At 36.6% G+C, this 20,164-nt stretch carries 7 protein-coding genes; 2 read left to right on the plus strand and 5 right to left on the minus strand.

The features are described from left to right. Positions 1-9: 9 nt before the first annotated feature. Positions 10-4,389, minus strand: coding sequence for a S8 family serine peptidase (locus JM172_RS03945; RefSeq protein WP_214480794.1), 4,380 nt, complete (start codon positions 4,387-4,389; stop codon positions 10-12). Positions 4,390-5,187: 798 nt separating this feature from the next. Beyond that, positions 5,188-5,547, minus strand: coding sequence for a hypothetical protein (locus tag JM172_RS03950; protein WP_250886505.1), 360 nt, complete (start codon positions 5,545-5,547; stop codon positions 5,188-5,190). A 573-nt stretch (positions 5,548-6,120) separates the two neighbouring features. Between JM172_RS03950 and JM172_RS03955 the strand changes: the two genes are divergently transcribed. Next, entirely contained in the window at positions 6,121-9,309 is a 3,189-nt protein-coding gene (locus JM172_RS03955; protein ID WP_214480795.1) for an S-layer homology domain-containing protein, read from the plus strand. 1,224 nt (positions 9,310-10,533) lie between these two features. Here the strand turns inward: JM172_RS03955 and JM172_RS03960 are convergent. Next, positions 10,534-14,295: an S-layer homology domain-containing protein gene (locus JM172_RS03960; RefSeq protein WP_214480796.1), complete on the minus strand. Its 3,762-nt coding sequence runs from the start codon at positions 14,293-14,295 to the stop codon at positions 10,534-10,536. Between the two features lie 483 nt (positions 14,296-14,778). On the opposite strand from JM172_RS03960, the gene JM172_RS03965 reads away from it, so the two are divergent. Continuing rightward, a complete protein-coding gene (locus JM172_RS03965; protein WP_250886506.1) occupies positions 14,779-15,795 on the plus strand; it encodes a C40 family peptidase in 1,017 nt (338 codons plus the stop codon). Between the two features lie 139 nt (positions 15,796-15,934). Here JM172_RS03965 and JM172_RS03970 read toward each other — a convergent pair whose 3' ends face one another. Beyond that, positions 15,935-18,385, minus strand: coding sequence for an S-layer homology domain-containing protein (locus JM172_RS03970; RefSeq protein ID WP_214480797.1), 2,451 nt, complete (start codon positions 18,383-18,385; stop codon positions 15,935-15,937). A gap of 93 nt (positions 18,386-18,478) precedes the next feature. Further along, positions 18,479-19,915, minus strand: a complete 1,437-nt coding sequence (locus tag JM172_RS03975; RefSeq protein ID WP_214480798.1) for an S-layer homology domain-containing protein — start codon at positions 19,913-19,915, stop codon at positions 18,479-18,481. Between the last annotated feature and the right edge of the window lie 249 nt (positions 19,916-20,164).

Genomic DNA, 20,164 nt, shown 5'->3' on the forward strand with positions numbered 1-20,164 from the left:
ACAAAAATATTATTCTACAATGAAAGTGGCAATACCTTTACTTGCTTCAGATAAAGCAGACGGACTATTCCAATCATCCCATACAAACACATCGATTGAATAAGTTCCTTTATCTAGGTTACTAAGCTGTAATTCTGACCCAAAACCATTGCTAGCACCATCGATTAACTGATCGATCGTGAAGAATGAAAGATCAACAACGACATCCTGATCATCCTTCACTTGAATAATCACTAGCGGACTCTCAGCGTTAGGGCCTAAGTTTTCAATATTTGCCTTAATTCTCACTTTACCACTTTGTGTGAATGTCGTAGCTGCCTCTCCAGCTTCATTTAGGACATCTACCGATTTAATTTTAATCGGGTAATTATACACTTCAAAGGTATCTGTAATTTCATTGACCTGTTGGTCGTCTATAGAACCTGTAACAACGACTTCATAAAGTCCGTTAACCGTAAACTCGTCTGGGGCAAAGGTAGCTGCATATGTTGTTCCAGCATCTGCAGGAAGCGCTATTTCTGCACCAGTAGGATCAATCAATTTAACATCCCAACTAATTGATTCTGTGGAGCTTGCTGCTATTGTCACAGGACGATGTGTACTTACATTGTTCTTAGGATCAATTGATAATTCTTCGATTTGAGCATCAGGTGGATTTTCACCTTTATAAATCGATACTGTTTTCGTTGTAATATTTCCAGCAATGTCTACCGCTTCAAAGACAAATGTGTTATATCCTTCGATTAAATTTAATTCATAATTCTCATTCATCGTTATAGAGTTCATGCCATACGGGGCATCAAATCCGTCATAAAATTCTTCACTACCGTTAAAATAGAAGCGAAGCACATCAAAATTATCAGTAGCAGTAACCGTTACTTCAGGATTTTCCCCATTCGAATCTACATACCCATTCTCTGGTAAACCAGCAACATCAATGGTTGGTGCTGAAGTATCGACTAAAACCTCACGTAAGAAATCAATTTTATTACCAGCAGCATCTTCACCCGCTATACGGATTTCATGAATTCCATCTTCCGTAAAGGAAATTGGGGTATTAAATTCATAGTAACTTTCTTGATCGCTCCATTGTAATTGAATGGATACAGGTGATCCAGCAACGGCATCCCCAGTTAAAGTTAAGTCGAATACTTCAGATGCATCTGTCACGTATCCAGATACAACCACATCTGATGTTGAGTAATACTCTCCACCTACGAAGGAAGCTGGTGAGGTTGCAATGATTCCTGGGATTGTTTCGTCTCCTGCACCAACGAGCGTCTTAGTAGCTGTATTTCCAGCATAGTCTACCGCAACGACATCTATTGTTGCTCCTTCTGCTAGTGCTGAGTCAAAAACATAAGATGCCATACCGTCTTCAGAATGTGGGAGAATAATCTCATCACCACCATTAACTACTACACTATAATAGTAAATACCAATTCCGCTATCTGTCCCTTCTATTGCTAGTTCAAAAGTATCCTTGTCGTAATCTACACTCGTAATTTCAGGTGAAATTGTATCAACAAAGACAGGTATTTGAGTTAATTGTGGCTCTACTCCAGCATAGTCTAGCTGAGTTTTGATTTGATAATAATATAACCCATCAGGAACTTGCTGAAGATTAGCATATCCGTCCCAAACAGTTGTAAAATCGTAAATATAAAAAGGTCGTCTTCCGTCATCATAGTGGGTCTTTGGAACATTATATTCTGTCTTTATTTTTCTTATTTTTTCCATTTCAGCATTTAGAATACTGAATTCTATTACACTTGTATTTCTTAACAAAGATAAAATAGGAGTTACAGTATCGTTAACACCATCTTCGTTAGGTGAAAAGGCTATTTTATCTTTATGCAATCCAGAAAACGCATCAAATCCAAGGAAGTCGCTCTCTTCGTTAAGTAAGCCAGTTGCTTCATAAAATGTTTCCTCTCCGTCATACACCGTACCATCGACAATAGGCGCAGCATTCCAATCACCATGGAAACCGACATAAGGAACGGTTAATTCAGGATATAATTGGTCATCCTGGGTATTAAGGCTATTTGTTAATGTCACAAACCCTTCAACAAAGTAACCATTTTCCATTAGCTCACTCAAGTAAGCATCTGCCTCAGATACGTCAATTGTAACAACAATGTCCTCACTACTGCTTGCTGGGATAGTAATGGACTCTTCACTAATGGTAATATTAGCATCATCAATATTTTGCGCTGATAATACATTATATTGCTGTCCTTCATCATCACTAAGAACTAAATCAGTTAATGCATTTGCCGTAACTTCATATGTCACGTCACTATCGCTATAGTTAGTGGCTGTTAGTGTGAACTTAAATTCATTTCCTACTTCTTGCAAAGCGACTTTGGCTTCATTACTAAATTTTTCAGTTACAACTACTGGTGTATTGATAGCATTAAGCAGCTGCATTAATCCAGCACCTTGACGACGTGGTGAATATACTGTCGTGCCATTAGGATCTACAACTGGTTTAGCTGTATTCATGAGAATATTCTTTACCATATTGACTTTATCAGCGTTTTCTAGGTCAAATTCTTTCTCAACACGTTGCAGAACAAGTGCTGACCCACCAGCAACATGTGGCGCTGCCATTGAGGTACCACTCTTCACCCCATACTCGTCATCATTCAATGTAGAGTAGATCATGCCACCAGGAGCTGTAATTTCTGGTTTAAAGTCCAAGTTAGGTGTCACACCCCAAGAAGTAAAATCTGACATTTGACCAGCTTGTGTATTTGGTATACCTATCACATCACCAGTAAAAGTCACAAACATCGATTCATCAGCATTTAATATTTTCTCTTCCAACATATTTCCATCAGCAATACTTAATGAAGCCATTGGAATTGTTGGATTTTCAAGTGCCATGCTAACATAGTCACCATGGGCCTCATGGCCACGAACGATTACTCCAGCAGCCCCAGCTGCTTCTGCTTGAGCTTGAATCTGCGCATAGAAGAAGCCACCAGTTCTTACTACAAAAACCACTTTACCAGTAACGTCTTTATCTACATAATGAGCAGGTTGTCCATCTCCAACATAAACCACTTCCATTTCGGCGTTACTAAATGGTGGTGTAGACTGCTTTTGGTATCCGATAGAAAACTCTTCATCCCCTACTTTTACAGCAAGTTCATCAAGCGTCACATTAGAATTTTCAAGAGAAGCAACCTGAAGTGATTCATAAGATAATCCAGGAGTTCCAACTACACCGATATCAGGGTTAGAAGCATACGGTAGATCCCACCCTAACCCAAATTGAGCTGAGTTACCTCCTGATATCGACATCAATACTCCGTTATCTACTGCACGTTTAATCGCTTGTTGTTCAAGTGAATTAGAATCAACAAATCCAGCTGGAGCACCTAAACTCATATTTAATACGTCTGCACCTAAAGCGATTCCATCATCAATGGCTTTTATATAAATATCACCATACGTAGAACCCATCTCTACGTCATTACCAAAAACCTTTAACGCTAGTAATTGTGCTTCAGGAGCTATTCCTTTAATTCCTCCATTAGCTTCATCACCATTTGCACCTACTGTACCCGCCACGTGCATACCATGCATTGTTGTACCTGGTCCTAAGTCACGGATTTCATCATTTTTATCAATATAGTTATAACCATAAGGTACTTTGGCTGTGAAGTATTTACCAAGTAATTGTTTCTCACCACTTCTCAGTTCCTCGACTTCTTCTTCAGTGATCTCCCCTGTACTTTCATCAGTTAAAACCATGTCTCTGTGCCAAGGATCGATACCAGAATCGATAATACCTACAACCATGCCCTCACCTTTATAGCCGTATACAGAGTCCCATACTTTTGCGGCTTGAACGATATCACCACTACTATTCATTTCAGGCTCAGGACGTTCATATTCATTCGCGATATGTACACTGGCCACGCTAGATAAACTTTCTAATTCTTCAATATCGCCGAATTTCATCTTCCCACTAATCCCATTGACAACAACTGAAAATTGATTCTCTACCTCGAGCTCAATTTTTTTCTTTTGTAATTGTGATAAAAGGTCAATTTGTTCTTCTTCGATATTTTCATTAAGCTCTACTTTCTTTGTTTGGGATAGATCCTTGTATCTAATGCCTTTATTTTGTGCAAATGTTATTGCAGGATCTCCCTCTAGTTCAACAATCACTCTAACTTCATCCTCATCGTCGAATATAGGAGTCGGTTGAAAATTAACTTTATTCCCCTTATTTTCTGAAGTAAGGTCTAGTAGATTTGAAGATTCAGTTGTAGCAAAAGTTGTTTTCCCGAAACCAGGCTGCGAGATTGCTAGCAATAGAATCAACATGAAAATAACACTTTTCTTTACTTGATTAACACTTTTACGAACCATTCAACGATTACCCCTCTCTTTTAATCTTTAAAAAAACAAAAATCCCTCCTTAATAGAAAAATTTGTTAAAGCGATTTAATTTTATTGGAAAAATTTATAATAATCAATAAATTCTCTGAAAATTATCATTATTCAACAATTTGTTTTTTCACAATACAAACCCTTCTATATTTATACAATATCGAAAAAATTTATAGAATTTGTCTAAACTTGACCATATCAAACGATGATTATGACAACATAAAAATAATCACATTCACAAATTCATTCTTAAGAGGTTATTAATACTTTTTTGAAATACTAATAAAAGGACATGGATTTAGAAGAAGAAATCACAATTGTAGTAAATAAGAAGGTAGAATCATATAGATAGGAAAATGACAGCCATTGATTATTTTGGGAGGTAGTGTTGCAGAGATATTAGGAAGTCTATAGCAATGATATTGGTAATGATTTGTTAAATTTCATTATATCGTTATGAATATCGAAGAAAGTTATTTATTCGTCTAGTTCTGAAACAAGCTGGTTTTCAGAACTATTCAAATCAAACGTACTAATATTGCAATGTTAAAAATACGTATCAATAAAAGCATCAAACAGAATTTTCTCAAATACAGATACAGCATACCTTTCTTTATATCATATGTCTTGGGCCAGCTCCCAAGATATATGCCAGATTCATTCAATATGTTGATTAAATAACTTAAACCACTTACGTTACTCTAATCTGAACTAGTATCTTCATATACACTTTTACTCACTTACGGCATGCGAAAAGTGGCTAGCTGAACAATGATTTTATTCAGGCTCTATCAAAATATTTTCGACATTTTCACCACCTCTGACCGCTTGGACATTAATGGTCATATTGTTATACTCGTTTTTCAATTTATCAGCATATTTTTCTGCTATTTCTTTTGCATCCTGATCACTTACGTTATCTTCTAAGACAAGCGTGCCAACGGCAGTGTCATCATTAACATACACTTGCCCACTTATCACCCCTTCTTCACCCTCTAACTGTTTAGTCAAATCTTCGTTTTGATTGGCATGTGCCCCTTCCTGTTGCTCAGTTTCATTTTTTTCAACTTCATCATTCGTACACCCTATTAACGCTACAGACAGCATAAAGTATGCCATCATCTTTTTTATGACCATGCTTCATTCCTCCAAACCATTTTGTACTTTTTTCACCATGTGATTGCTGAACAATAAGCATTTTCATATTTTACCTATTTTGTATCCAATATATACAATGATGTCATACAATAAGGCTGCTTTCGCACAGATTGTGGCTTTTCGCTCTAAGAGATAAGCATGTGTACATTGGGGGTTCGTGTCATCTTTTCTAAATAATTGAGCTGCTTTCTAAAACTTTTTAGTAAAATCCGCGACAAAGTATACAAAAAGAGCCTATCATAATCAATCATGAGAACTGCTCTTTGACTGTAATTGTGACTTCAGAGTGATTTTTATGAACTACTAGTCCAATCAACATAACCTAAACTACATGCAAATCCCTCAAACTGTGGATTTCTTGTAATTTTCCATTAATCATATATTCCAATAATGATTATAAATTGTCGTTCTATTTCTTTAATACATGGCTCGACAGTACTCACGAGAAATATGTCTAATAGCTTACTAGATTGCTTTAAATATGACTAGATTTGTAGTATTCTTAAATTGGTAATTACTAGTTTTTAACGAAAATTAAGGAGGTATTTCCATTTGAGTTATAAAAAATTTGTAGCATCAACTTTATCAGCTGCTCTCGTTACAAGCATAGCTGTTCCATCTTCAATACATGCAGAGATTTCATTTTCAGATTTAAAAGAGGGCGAAACATTCTATACAGAGGTAAAAACATTTGTTGAAAAAGGCATTATTACCGGCTATCCCGACGGCACGTTTAAACCGTATCAAGCTTTAACAAGAGGACAAGCAGCTAAGCTTTTTACCCGCGCACTCCAGCTTGACATACCCGAAAATGTCGATGAGTTGATTGAAGAGTATACTGATATACGTTCAGGCTCAGAATTTGCAGATTACATCGCAGCGATGAAGAGTGCTGACCTCTTAAAGGAAGATGGCGAAAACGTATTTAATGCAGGCGCACCCCTTACGAGAGATGTCATGGCTATGTGGCTCGTGAAAGCATTTGATTTACAAGAAAATAATGATGTTGAAGTAACGTTAACAGACTTGCATACAATTGAATCAGAGTACGTAAATGCTGTAAAGGTACTGTTTCAAAATGGCATTACGACAGGAAAAAATGATGGGTCATATGCCCCTAAGGAAGCGGTAAAGCGAGGTCAGTTTGCTGCCTTTATGTATCGTTCAATCTTCCAAATACAATCTGTTGAACGCGTTCCTGACATGACGTTCGATATAAGTGAAGAAGTAGTATTACCAGAAACAGTAGAAGTAACTTACTACGATGGTAGAGAAGATGAAGTAGCGGTTACCTGGAATGATGAAGACTTTGACTTTTCAAGCCCTGGATTTTACGAGCTAATTGGTTCCATAGCAGGTAGTGGGACAAAGATATATACAACAGTACTTATTGAAGATGGTCCTTTGGAGATAAAGGGTGTTAAAGCGTCGAATTTACGTCAGATTGAAATTGATTTGAATCATGATAGGTATAATAGCGACATATTAGAAAATGAACGATATTATGAGATAACTGACTCAAAAGATGACGCTATCGATATAGCTCAAGTTAGAGCCTATAAAGACAAAATCGTTATTACACTTGAGAACATCCAACAAAATAACTCAAATACTTTTATTACAATTGATAAAACGATTACCGGTGAAGAGTTTGCAAAAGATGTAAACTTTTTGGATACCCATGTACCAGAAGTCGTTAATGTTACAGCAATTAGTCAAAACAACCTTAAAGTAAGCTTCTCTGAGGCAATGAATTTTGATGCAATACACGGAGAGGAAATTACTAATAGAGACATAAAATCTGCATTTGATATTGATGATGATGACTTTTCTATTAAATCAATATCTGTTCTTGATAACGGGAAAGCAGTAAATATCGAGCTATATTCAAACATAGAAGAAGGAGAACATACGCTAACTCTCGATAATGAGATACGTGATTATGCTAACTTTAAAGTGAAGGAGTCTTCTATTCCGTTTATAGTAGAATATGATGAATCAAAGCCTACCCTAGAAAAGGTTAGTAATGTTTATCCTAATCAATATACTCTAGTATTTAATAAGGATATTGAGCTTGATGACGATAATAATATAGAGGAGAGTTTTCACCACTCAAGCCGTTCAATTGATGCAAGAACTGTGTATCAAAAAAACAACAGAGAAATCGTTGTCATTTTTGATCAGGAACAAGTAATAACAGATGATCAAACAGAAATTCACGTTGATTCCGCTGTCGTTACTGATTTATGGGGTAATAAAAATAATAGTATAACAAAGAAGGTCATTTTAAAGGATGATGAAACTTCTCCAATTATTGAAGCTGTTGAAATGATTGAAGAGGAAGATGCAAGAAGCAGCTATGTTCAACTACTTGTAACTTTTTCAGAACCAGTCAATAGCGAAACTGCTTTAGAAGATGAAAATCTAACCGTCTACGATGATGATGGTAATGAGATCACTACTAAAAAGGTTGAAGTAGAAAAAGATTCTTATAATGATCAAATGTATATCGTAACATTAGATACACGTTATGGAGAGTTCTCCAAAGGTGAATACACGTTTAAAGCTTATGATATACAAGATTTATTTGGCAATGAATTAGATGAAAACAGCTATTCATTTGTAGCTGGCAGCGAAGTTCCTCCACAAGATTTTACCGCAAATGTATTCGTCAATGACGATGAGCTATTTTTCATTATTGATTTTAAAGAAAAAATGGCAAAAAGTGGTCAATATTCCATTGAGGATTTAAGTAAGTACGAACTAGCAACAGATCAGACATCTGTGTTATTAGAAACGTTAGATGAAGATAATAATATTAATATTGATACTAACCCGTACGATGGTGGAGAAAAACTCGAGATTGTTATTAAGAAGGATGGGACTTTATCGGAAAATTACGAGGACTTTTTCGACGATATTTTTGAAGCAATTGAAGAACGTGATCTAGAAGATATAAGCTTATCTGTGGCAATGGTGGCTAATGAAAATGGTGAACGGACTGAAAGCTTATACAATGTCATTGAGCTTAACTCTACGGACACGTTTACAATTGGAGAGGATCATGTTATCGCTTTAACAACAAATTCGATTGAAGTCACTTTTGATGAGCCTCTCTATGACTTCGACGTAGATGATATTGATCTCTTTGTAGATAAGGATGAGGATAAGAAGGCTGATTCCAATGAAATCCTTTCTATTGAAGATTTTGATTTGGATATGAAAGACGATGAAGCAATATTAACATTTACATTAGCAAATGAGCTAGATCATGATGCAACTTACCGTGGTGATAGCATATATATTTCTACTACTAAAAAGCCGTCTACTACTAATCGCTTTGGACAAATTTTAGAGATTGAGAGTATACTCGTAAATGATAAAATAGCACCTGAAATAGCTCAAGATGATGAAGAGGATGAAGTATTCGTCCATTCACTGAAAGGCGATAACGAAAAGGCTGTTATTAGTATGACCTTCACAGAGAAAATCGATGAGGACACATTATCTAGACTGTCCTTTGAAGTTGGAGGAGGAAGATACGAGGTCGAATCTACTGCCGTAGAAGATGAAATTGTTTACCTTATCGTAGATTTAAATGGGGACGAAGTAGATGACCTTATTGGTGAATTTGTTGAGCAAATTGTTCCAATTACTGATTTAAAAAACAATAACGTTGATAATATCGAAGTATCTATTATCAAGAAGAAAAGCGAGAAGAATATAAACATAATTTCTTAAAATAAATATAGAAGAGAAATGAAAAAGATACGTTTTTAATGAACTAGCAATAAATGCAAATAAAGGTGTAGTCTCTTTAAAACAGCTAAAAAAATAATAAATTAACCCTAAACTCATTAATTTAATAAAAGTGGTTTATGTAAAAATAAATACTCTTGCATCTACATTTAAAAAGGCAAGCTCTGATGGAAAAAATTTTGAAAGTTATAACTGAAAAATATATTTCTTATTTAAGTTCTACTTCTAATGTTGGGGAGAGTGAAATAAATTCATCACCAGCCTCCCCAACATTAACAACCTCTTTTTTTTACCTATGAGCAATAAGATTTTTACTCTATATTTTTTTTGAAACTTCTAAATCCAAAAATACTGTGTTTGATGACTTTTGTTAAATTGTAAATCTCCTCAAAACTATAACAATAGTTGTAAGTAAAACTATTAAAAATTTTTAGTTACCAGGGTTTATATAGCTCTGGGATAATAGCATTCTTTGATCTGGTTAACGTTCTTGAGGGTTTTTTTGCTTGTTTAAACCTCGAAAATATTTCTCTCAGTCCTTTTTTTTACTTCCTTTAACAACGCTAAATACTCTTGTCTTCTCCTGTTAACTTTTCTGGTTTTTTGTAGAGTATATACACAAAAACTGGTTTTCTAGTGCTTCACAGATATATCAAATTCTACTCTACAACCATATTGACGCAAAAAGTGTTTAATTCGTCTTTTTCTACCAGTTTTTTAAAAAATGGAAATTGGTTCTCTAGTTTCAGCATTAGCGATGATAACTTTGTACTTTGAAACTTTTGTGTCTCAATTATTTTTATCAATACAACTGCCTTTAGAAGGTCTTCGTTTTACCCAAGGTGCTAATTTTTTAAAGTTTATTAAATTGACTTACAATGGTAAAAACACACTATTAATCTCAGCTCCTTCCTTATAGTTTTTTCAATTGATACTACATCATTTGCGTTGATAGCTTACAACAAAAGCATATTCTTCAGCAAACCTCTTTCCAAAAGAACATGAAAAGCGATGATGTTTTCTCTAATATATACCGAGTTGACGTTCAAGTATCCCTAAGTGCTTGATCTTATGGGCTCTATAATTGTGAATCCTATATATTAAGTTCCTACTATCCGGGCATGGGAGACCTTTTGCTGGCACCACCACTGAAAAAACAAAAAAACTCATAGGAGCAAATCCCCTATGAGTTTCAAACTTTTTGAATTATAGTACTTTGTCAGCAGATGAATCTAAATCTACTTTATTATCTTCTAAATCTTCAGCATCAATATCAGTAATTACATCAGAAGCAACTACATCAGCATCGTCTGCAAGTTCAATTGTTAGTACATTTCCACCTGACAATGTAAATTGAGGAGATGTTCCTAAATTTCGAACAGTATCTTCAGCAGCATTTTTAATCGTAATTTCTGAAGCCGCATTAATCGAAGATGCTTTAATTTCTTCACTAAATGTTAACTCGATTTTTGCAGGCTCAGCTGAAACAGCGTCTACACCTCCTGAAGTTGTACCATTAACAGCAGCTGGTGTAGTAGCAGTACCAGCACCTGCTTCAGCAAGAACTACTGAGAATTTGTTTATTTCATCAATTACTTCAGCTACAGTTGCTGTTACAGAAGACCCATCATCTTTCAATTCAACACTTATTGTATCTGTGCCATTAAACGTAGCAGTTGTGGATGTGCTACTTGCATCGTTATCTACGATTCTAACAGTAATTCCATTACCTGCTACACCCTCACTAGTAGCTGTTATGGTGATTTCATCTCCATTAGCATTACCACCATCGAAATCTAACCCTACGCTAGCTGTAACACCAATTACTTCTGTAACGGCATCTGTAAATGCAGCACCAGTTATAGTAGGAGCTGATTGATCGACAATTTCTACACTTAGCCCTGAAACACTATTGCCATGCATATCTGAAATATCTGCTGTTTGTGTTACAGCAGTTCCAACTTCTGGTGCTTCATAATCAGAAGCAGTGTTATCTAAAGTAAGTGTTACTGTCGATGTATCACCTGAAGAAGCACTCACAACAGTGTAGCCATCTACATCAAAACTAGCTGCAGATACAGTGTTGTCATTAATAGCTTCAGAGAAAACTAATTCAATTTCATTATCAGAAACTAGTTGAACATTTTCAACATCATTTACTTCTGTTAATTCAGGTGCAATTCCATCAGTAACATCATGGTCAGTAAAATCTAATGTTTCTCCAAAACGATTCACAGATTCAACTTCATAGTTTGCTTCGCTATTTAATTTCACTTCTACATTATCATTTTCTGGATCTGTATCTAAAACATCAGCATCACTTAATGTAAATGTAATTACTGATTTTGAACCAGAGTTATCAAGAGATGCTCTTGCAGGAGTAACATCATTTCCACCAATAGAAATTACAAAATCATCTGCTTCAAAGTTTGTAAGCTTATCATTTAATGTAACTTCAATCTTGTCTTTTGCCACTGCTACTGCTGTATCAACACCAACGTGACTATCATTGCCATCTAATAAAGTAATTCCTGTGCTTGAATAATCTTCAGTAGGATTTCCAGCAGCATCTGCTACACGAGCAATTGTTAAATCGTTAGAGCGATCAATAGTAAAGTCTGCTTCTTCAGTATCAATTTCAATTTTTACTTTTTCATTGCTATCAATTGCTGAAATTTTCACACCATCAGCAAGTCCTGATAACTGTTTAGATCCAATTTTATATTTTTTCAAGTCAAGAACTGAAAATTCACCATCAACGGCCATTGGCTCTCCAAAGTCAATTACTAATGTTTGAACATCACCATCAGTATAAACTTTTGCTTCTGTAGGGAATCCAGGAACTTTTGCGTCTTCTGCGTCAAACTCAAAAGTTTCACTAGCATCATTCCCAGCTAAATCTTCAACTCCATCAACTACTAATTGAGTTTTACCATAAAGTTCGTCACTTAATTTAAATGTCACAGTTTTTTTATCTGAACTTAAATCTCCGTCTCTACCAAAGTAATCAAGTTCATCGCCATCTTCATTTAAAAGTTTATAGTTATCACGATCTTCTGCTGAATCAGCATCTAATTCTTCATTGAATGTGATTTCTAACGTTTGTTGATCATCTAGCACTTTAACCTCTTCGACTACAGGTGCTTCTTCATCAACCTCTACTTGTACTTCTAAGCGTAGTTGTTGAGCATTTTCGTTATTCCAAAGGTCACGTACCGTATCTTTATCAACATAAATATATGCGATACCGTTTGGAAGTTGGTTTTCTTCATCGAACGTTAGTTCAATTTCGTTTCCACCCTCCCATGAAACACTAGCAGCTGTGTTTGATGAGTTTGTATGATAGAAATCCAACACGTCAAACTCATCGCCACCATCAGCAGGCTCGATATCTTCACTGAATACTAAAGTAGCTTTTAAAGGTGTTACATTCTTAACTTCAACTAATGTTGGAGCCTCAGTATCCTCAACAACTTCTACTTCAATATTTTCAGCCTTAAGGTTGTAACCAGCATAATCCTCTAACTCATTCGTTACAGTAAGTGTACGAGTACCTTCTTCTATAGAAGAATAGAAAACTACGTTAGCTTCAGTACCATTATTCAAGAAGTTAACTTCATCAATGAAGTACTCCCCGTTATCTAATTCAAATGCATCTTTAAGGTCTACACCATCAGCTTCTGCATTAATTGGTTCACTAAATTTAACTTTAATTGTATCATGACCAATAACTGAAACATCAGTTACAGTTGGAATAGTTGTATCGAAGAATTTAACTTCTTCTTTGTGATCTTCACTCGTTCCAAGGACATCTTTATCAACAACAAGCTCACCTTCAACTTGTTGTTCAACAGCTTCTTCTAATGTAACGATAGCTTGATTACCGTCAAAGCTTATAGCTACAGCGTCAAACGTGTTATCATCAGAATCAACAAATTTGTAGTTATCAACATCCGTAGCTGCTTCACTATCAGATAAGTCTTGATTGAATGTTAATGCAACTTGGATAAGGTTAATTGCTTCTGCACCTACAACTTCAGGCTCAGTTGGTGTGAAACCAACAACAGTATCAACAGCTTCTCCCATGTAAGAAAGTGTATAGTCAACACCATCTTCTTGAACAGAAGTTGTAAGACGTACTGTAGTCATACCTTCAGCAGCTGCTTCAACTTCCTCTTCACCAGCTTCTTCTTCAACAAGAATTTCAGCTTCTAATACTTCAAGGTCGTTGTCGAAAGTGAAGTCTTCAACATTAACTTCTTCAAGTACACTGTTGAATACTACGTCGATAGTCGTGCTATCTACAACAGTTACTTCAGAAATTGGTGATGCTTCCATATTTAATGAACGGTATAAGAATGCTGCGAAGTTTGCACGTGGTACACTTCCGCTTCCATCATAAGTTCCGTCTTCTTTACCAGTTGTAACACCGTTTTGGAATAAGATTGCAACGTTCTCTCTGTGAGACTCATCGATTAAGTCTAAGTCAGTTAAAGTAACTTCAACTTCGTCATTTGCTTCTAAGCCGAATGCACGAACAAGAACTGAAGCCATTTGAGCACGAGTTAACGTGTCGCTTGCTCCGAATACACCGTTGCTACCTTTGAAGATTCCAGCAGCTTTTACTGCAGCAGCAGCTTCTTTAAGCTCTTCGTCAGTTGATTCTGCTACATCGTCAAAAGAAGTTAAATCTTCAGGAACTTCTAAGTTAAGAGCACGTTGGAATAATTTCGCAGCTTGACCGCGAGTTAATTCAACTTGAGGTCCGAATGTTCCGTCTGGGAACCCGTTAATAATTCCTTCATTTGCTAGTTCAGTAATGTACATATGAGCCCAATGGTCTGCTGACACATCAGAGAAGCTAGCACTTTCAGCGCTTGCTGCTACTGGTCCGATTGCAGTTGCTACTAAAGCAGCTGATACAGATCCAGCTAAAAATTTACGATAAGACTTTGGTTGGTAAGCCATTAGATAATTTCCTCCCTTTTGCTACTTGTAATTCTAAATTTAAGGTAATTCAATTTAAGAGAATATGTACTTAATAAGTCATGTTAGTAAGCTATAAATCTCTTAAATCCAATTATAAACAAGTACTAGTATAATTATTTCAGGAACAAATGTCAACGAATTCCTGTTAACAATTTATTACCATAAACAGATACTAGTCTTACAACTACTATTCTACAAGAAATGTCAGTTTATGCAAGAGTTTAATTGCTTTTTTAAAAATTTGCCAAAAATAATTTATAAGTCTATACCTAAGGCGTGGTTCGTCTTACAAATAAATGATGTATCGTCTCTACTATTAATGGATGCTAGATATGAACATTTCAGTATATGTATTTTGGAGGGGGTTTATTACTATGTTTTAAACTTAATTGTTACAAAACTGTAAACTAAGTCAATAGATTAATATGATAAGATAAATTATGTGTAGAAATTTAGCAAACGATGCGTAATTTTCCAAGTGATGGGGTGATTCATATTATTAGACGTTTTAGTTTCATAATAGTTACATTATTTATTGTATTTTTTTCTAATACGATAAGTACATATGCTGCAGCACAAAATTATGACGTGTTAATGCCTGCTGCCAAAAAGTATATCGGTGTTCCATATAAATACGGGGGCACAACTGTGAGTGGCTTTGATTGCTCAGGTTATGTACGGACCGTACTAGGTCAAGCTGGGATCTCTTTACCGAGAACAACTGGTGAGCAATACAATAGTGGAGTAAAAGTTGATAAAGCTAATCTCCGCATCGGTGATCTCGTGTTTTTTAATACGAGCGGTAGTGGCGTATCCCATTCAGGCATTTATATTGGAGATGATCAGTTTATTCATTCTCAAAATGGTAAGGGTGTCTCAATTAGCTCTTTAAATGATCCTTATTATTGGAAAGCTCGTTATTTAGGTGCAAGACGTTACCTTTCTTATGATTTACAAGTAGCTTCATTCCATGATATACCGACGACATACTGGGCGTATAATGAAATTGAGACATTGGCTACAGATCGATTGATCATTGGATATGAAGATAGCTATTTTTATCCGGAAACAATTATTACAAAGGCCGATGTAGCCGCATTACTTGCAGTAGCAAAGAATTTAGATATGTCTAACCGAACGGAAACATTTAAGGATGTATCAAGTGATCATTGGGCTGTAGGTGCGATTAACGCATTGCAGGAACAAGGAATTAACGGTGGTGAAGAAGGAAACTTCAACCCAGACAAAGGTCTCACAAGAGCACAGCTTGCAACATGGTTTTCTACGCTGTTTTCACTAGAAGAGGCTAAAGAACCGATTGAGTTTACTGACGTTGATGCATCACACTGGGCATACGATGCCATTCAAAGGCTCGCTGCTTCAGGCATTACAACAGGGTATGAAGATCAGTCATTCAAGCCAGACGCTGAAATAAACCGTTCTCAATTTGCAGCATTTCTCTATCGTGCCTTGTACTAAGAATTTTCAACTATTACATAATTGTTGTTTAATAAGGTCATACATCGTTATTGATCATGACTAAAGAATGCTACCTATACAATTCTCAAAAGCTAAAAAGCGATACTCCACCGAGGGAGTATCGCTTTTATATTTGATGTTATTCAAGAAGCATCGTTCGCATCACATATAGTGCAAATTCGGCACGTGTAATGTCGTCCGCCGGTCGAAAGGTCTGCTCAGGAATGATGCCGTTATTTGCTAATAAGTTAATATCCTCATAGTTCCAATATGCTTCATCTACATCCGTAAAGACCTTGTTTGTTGTAGCAGGAATATATTTATCTGTATAGGCACGGGCTAAAATAGAGACGATTTGTGATCTCGTTACAAATTCATTCGGACGCAACTTTCCTCCTACACCCATTAAGCCATTTGCTTCAGCGATAGCCATTGCTTCATAGCCTAAATCACCTATATTCATATCTGTTGCTTTTACTTCATAGCCTTCTGGAAGCTTCAAATCAAGTGCTCTTACTATGATTGCCGCTGCATGTCTTCTAAGCAGTGTATGATTTGGTTTGAAAGTGCCATCTTCATAGCCATTGATGACCTCATTCATTTGTAAATACGAGACCGCTGCTGCAATGTCATCATACTCAATATCTGGAAAGATCGTGACAGTACCTTTGTGTACATTCACCGATGCGATATAGCCACCCATCTCATTGCCAAGCACTTCATAAAATAGATAATGGATCGCAGGGTCGTTATTTTCAAAAGGCCCTGCAATAATTTGAAATGGTGTGTAGTCAAAGACGTTTTTCACTGTGTCTCCATCGAGCTCATCGCTAAACTCCGAATAGGATGCATGAGCATTGTTCGTATATACAAGGTCACCATTGCTGAAGGGCTGAGTTGTTTGCGTCATTAACCCGTCCCATTGATAGGACATCGTTGGAAAACTAAGTTGTTCTGGCGCATCAGTATCATCATAAACAAGATCAAAAGGTGGTATTTGTTGAACAAAAACTAAGCTATGCCCACGAATAACCTCAAAGACACGCTCTTGATAAGGGGCTTGCTCCTGTTCAATATGCGGGTCATTTTGCTTAGTTAATCCGTCATATGCCATGATCGTAAAATACCAGTCTTCAATAATGCTTCGGTCATGCTCGTTAATTTTCGGTAGTTTGCTTGATTCCCAGTATTCATTTAACAGTTGTGCTGCGACCTCTACATTATAACGTGTGTCGGTCTCTAATTGATGACGATCAATCCCTCGTTCATTCATCTCCTCATCAGACAGCCTTATTTGCATCATGCCTAGCCCGCCATTCTCTGAGATGATCGGGTGCCCATCGTCATTAAATTGCATCATGCCTGTTTCAACATATGCAATCGCTTTTAGTACTTCTGCTGGAATGCGATATTCATTCGCTATTTCTGATAGTAGCTGCTTTTTTTCCAGAAACGTTAAACTGTTTTGAAGGTTCAATTGCTCGTTAGTGATCTTACTTTCTTCTATATTATTATACGTTATTCTTAACGACTCGGAGCCACGGTTAAAGCCTACCTCTTCATGCTGCCGTGTAATAAATTTAACACGCTTAAATGTATAGCTATCAAACACCCAGGAAAGATTAGCTTGAAGCTCGGATGGACTATACCAACTAGCTGATGGGCTACTCGTCTCAATCGTACCAATCGTTATTGGTTTATATATACCTTCTCCGTCTTGGCCAATTAAAAAGATTGGGTTGTTACTTATTGAAGATGTATGGAACTGCAAATTATAATAGGAACTATCCCGCATGTTCTTCTCGTAATCAAGAAGATATAAATCCATCGGCTCCCTTACTTCATACTCGCTTGAATTGAGCACTTCACGCCAATATTCCTGAATATTAACATTATCGAATGGGGTCTGAATGATGCCATTTAATTGAGCATGATCCTTAATGGCTAACTCTGTACCAAATAATTGTACGTAATCCTCCGCCAAAATTTCTGCTAGCCCCCATACATAGTCCCCTGATCCGTCACTATGAGCTTTGTGATTTGTTGAAAGGCTTCGAACATCAGCGTAATTACTTTTCATCCACTCATCAGGCTCTAGGTTCTCACCTTCTATTAAATGATAAAATGTAAAGTGATGGCCATATTCATGCGATAATGTCTGAGCAATTTCTGGCACTGTTGAGAAGTCATCGACACCATATAAGTAAATCTTCCTGTCTGGTAAAAGGGACCACTTTGTTCCACGTCCTTCATAAAGTGCAAAATACTGCCCTAGTGTTTCGTCTCCGGCAGGATAGTCAGGGAGAAGAACAACCTTCCCTAATAGTTCAAGCTCCTCACCGTGCTTATTACGCAATAGCTCTTGTTCAACTTCAATAAGCTGCTCTTGTGTTTTCCATTTGGAGCTATAGCTTTCAATCGTTACACCACTATCACCTGTATAGCTTTGCATTAACGTGTAATAATCCTCGTACTGAAATTGGGCTGCTGTCGTTGTCTTCGTTTCATCAAATACTGCTGCTTCAACGTCAATCGTATAAGCAAGCATGAATACACATAAAATGACAAACAACCGAAGTAAATTTTTCAATATATACACCACCTGTTTTTTCTATCATTCTACTATAAGGAAAAAGTCTAGACGTATCACTCTAGACTTAATCTACATATATTTTAAAATATTTTACTTTTCAAGTGTAAGCGTCCGTTTTAAAAACAGTGAAAATTCAGCTCGCGTAACATCGTCTTCCGGTCGAAATGCCTGATCGTCAGTGATGCCATTATTCGCTAGTAGATTAATATCCTCATAATTCCAATATGTATTATCCATATCTATAAATGCTACATTTGTTGTAGCTGCTTCGTATGTATCTGTATACGTACGAGCTAATATTGAAGATATTTGCGATCTCGTCAAATATTCATTAGGACGCAGCTTTCCGCCGACACCCATTATGCCATGAGCTTCAGCAATGAGCATCTCATCATAGCCTAGTTCGCCCTGTTCCATATCAGTTGCCTTCATCTTATAGCCCTCAGGTAGCTTTAAGTCAAGAGCCTTCACTAAGATAGACGCGGCATGTCTGCGCAATAAAGTATCGTCCGGCTTAAATGTGCCGTCTACATGACCCGAAATCATACCCTTCAATTGTAAATAAGTAACTGCTGCTGCTACTTCACGATCTTCGATATCAGGAAAAACTGAAACGTTTCCTTGCTGAAGATTAGAAGATGATATGTATGCGTCTACTCCGTTCCCTTTTATTTCGTAATAAACAAGATGGTTTGCATCGTTATCACTTTCAAAAGGTCCACTCACGATTTCTAAAGGGGTATAGTGTGGTAAATTGCCAGCATGTTCACCATCTACATCATGACGAATATATGAATATGACGCAGCATTATTTAATGTATAAACTTGATCACCTGTCGTTAATAATTGAGTTGATTTTGTAGCTAGCTCGGGCCAATCATAAGAGGCTACAGAAAAGGTCATCAACTCCGGCTTGTCTGGATCAGCATAAGTAATATCTACCTTTGGTATGTCCTTAATATCTAGTAAACTATTTTCACGAATGGATTGAAAGACCTTCTCTTGGTAAGGCTCATTCTCTTCCAAGTTTGGATCATTCCTCTTTGATAGACCATTGTAAGCCATTACTGCAAAATACCAGTTTTCAATCACAGTAGGGTCATGATCATTAATAATAGGCAGGAAATCCCACTCCCACTTCTCCTTTAAAATACTTGCTCCTACTTCAATATTATAGCGTAGGTCAGTCTTTAAGCGCTCCACATCTATGTCACTAGTAAGCTGCTGTTCCTCTGTAAGAGTAATTTGCATCATGCCGATGCCGCCATCCTCTGAAATATATGGCGTGCCATCCTCATTAAATTGTGTCATATCCGTTTCTTTTTGTGCGATAGCCTTTAATATCTCAGGCGGAATACCGTATTCAACAGCAACCTCCCATAATAATTGTTTCTTTTCAGCAGCTGTCAATTGCACGACCTCATCTTTTTCGATCGATGCTGTTGTCTCTGCGACCGCTTGTATGCTAGGCTGCCCTGATAGCAATATGAATGACGAAAGACAGGCCGCTGGTAGTATCTTTTTCAATATCTCCACTCCTCTTTTTTCTATTATTCTACTACAAATGATGCTCAGTCGCTAATAGACTTTAATGAATGTTACTAAATGAGCATTTTGTTTTAGTAACTGTTACACGATTACATCCTCATCAAGCTTTTCACTACATATGTCCTAGTATATTATGTACCTACTTTCGCACAAAAAACATGCTAAATCCCGTGTTTGTTTGCATTTTCCCTTCATTAGTATGATGAAGTTCAAACGTTGTGGAGCCAT

It is taken from the genome of Bacillus sp. SM2101 (assembly GCF_018588585.1).
In the GTDB taxonomy this organism is placed as follows: domain Bacteria; phylum Bacillota; class Bacilli; order Bacillales; family SM2101; genus Nanhaiella; species Nanhaiella sioensis.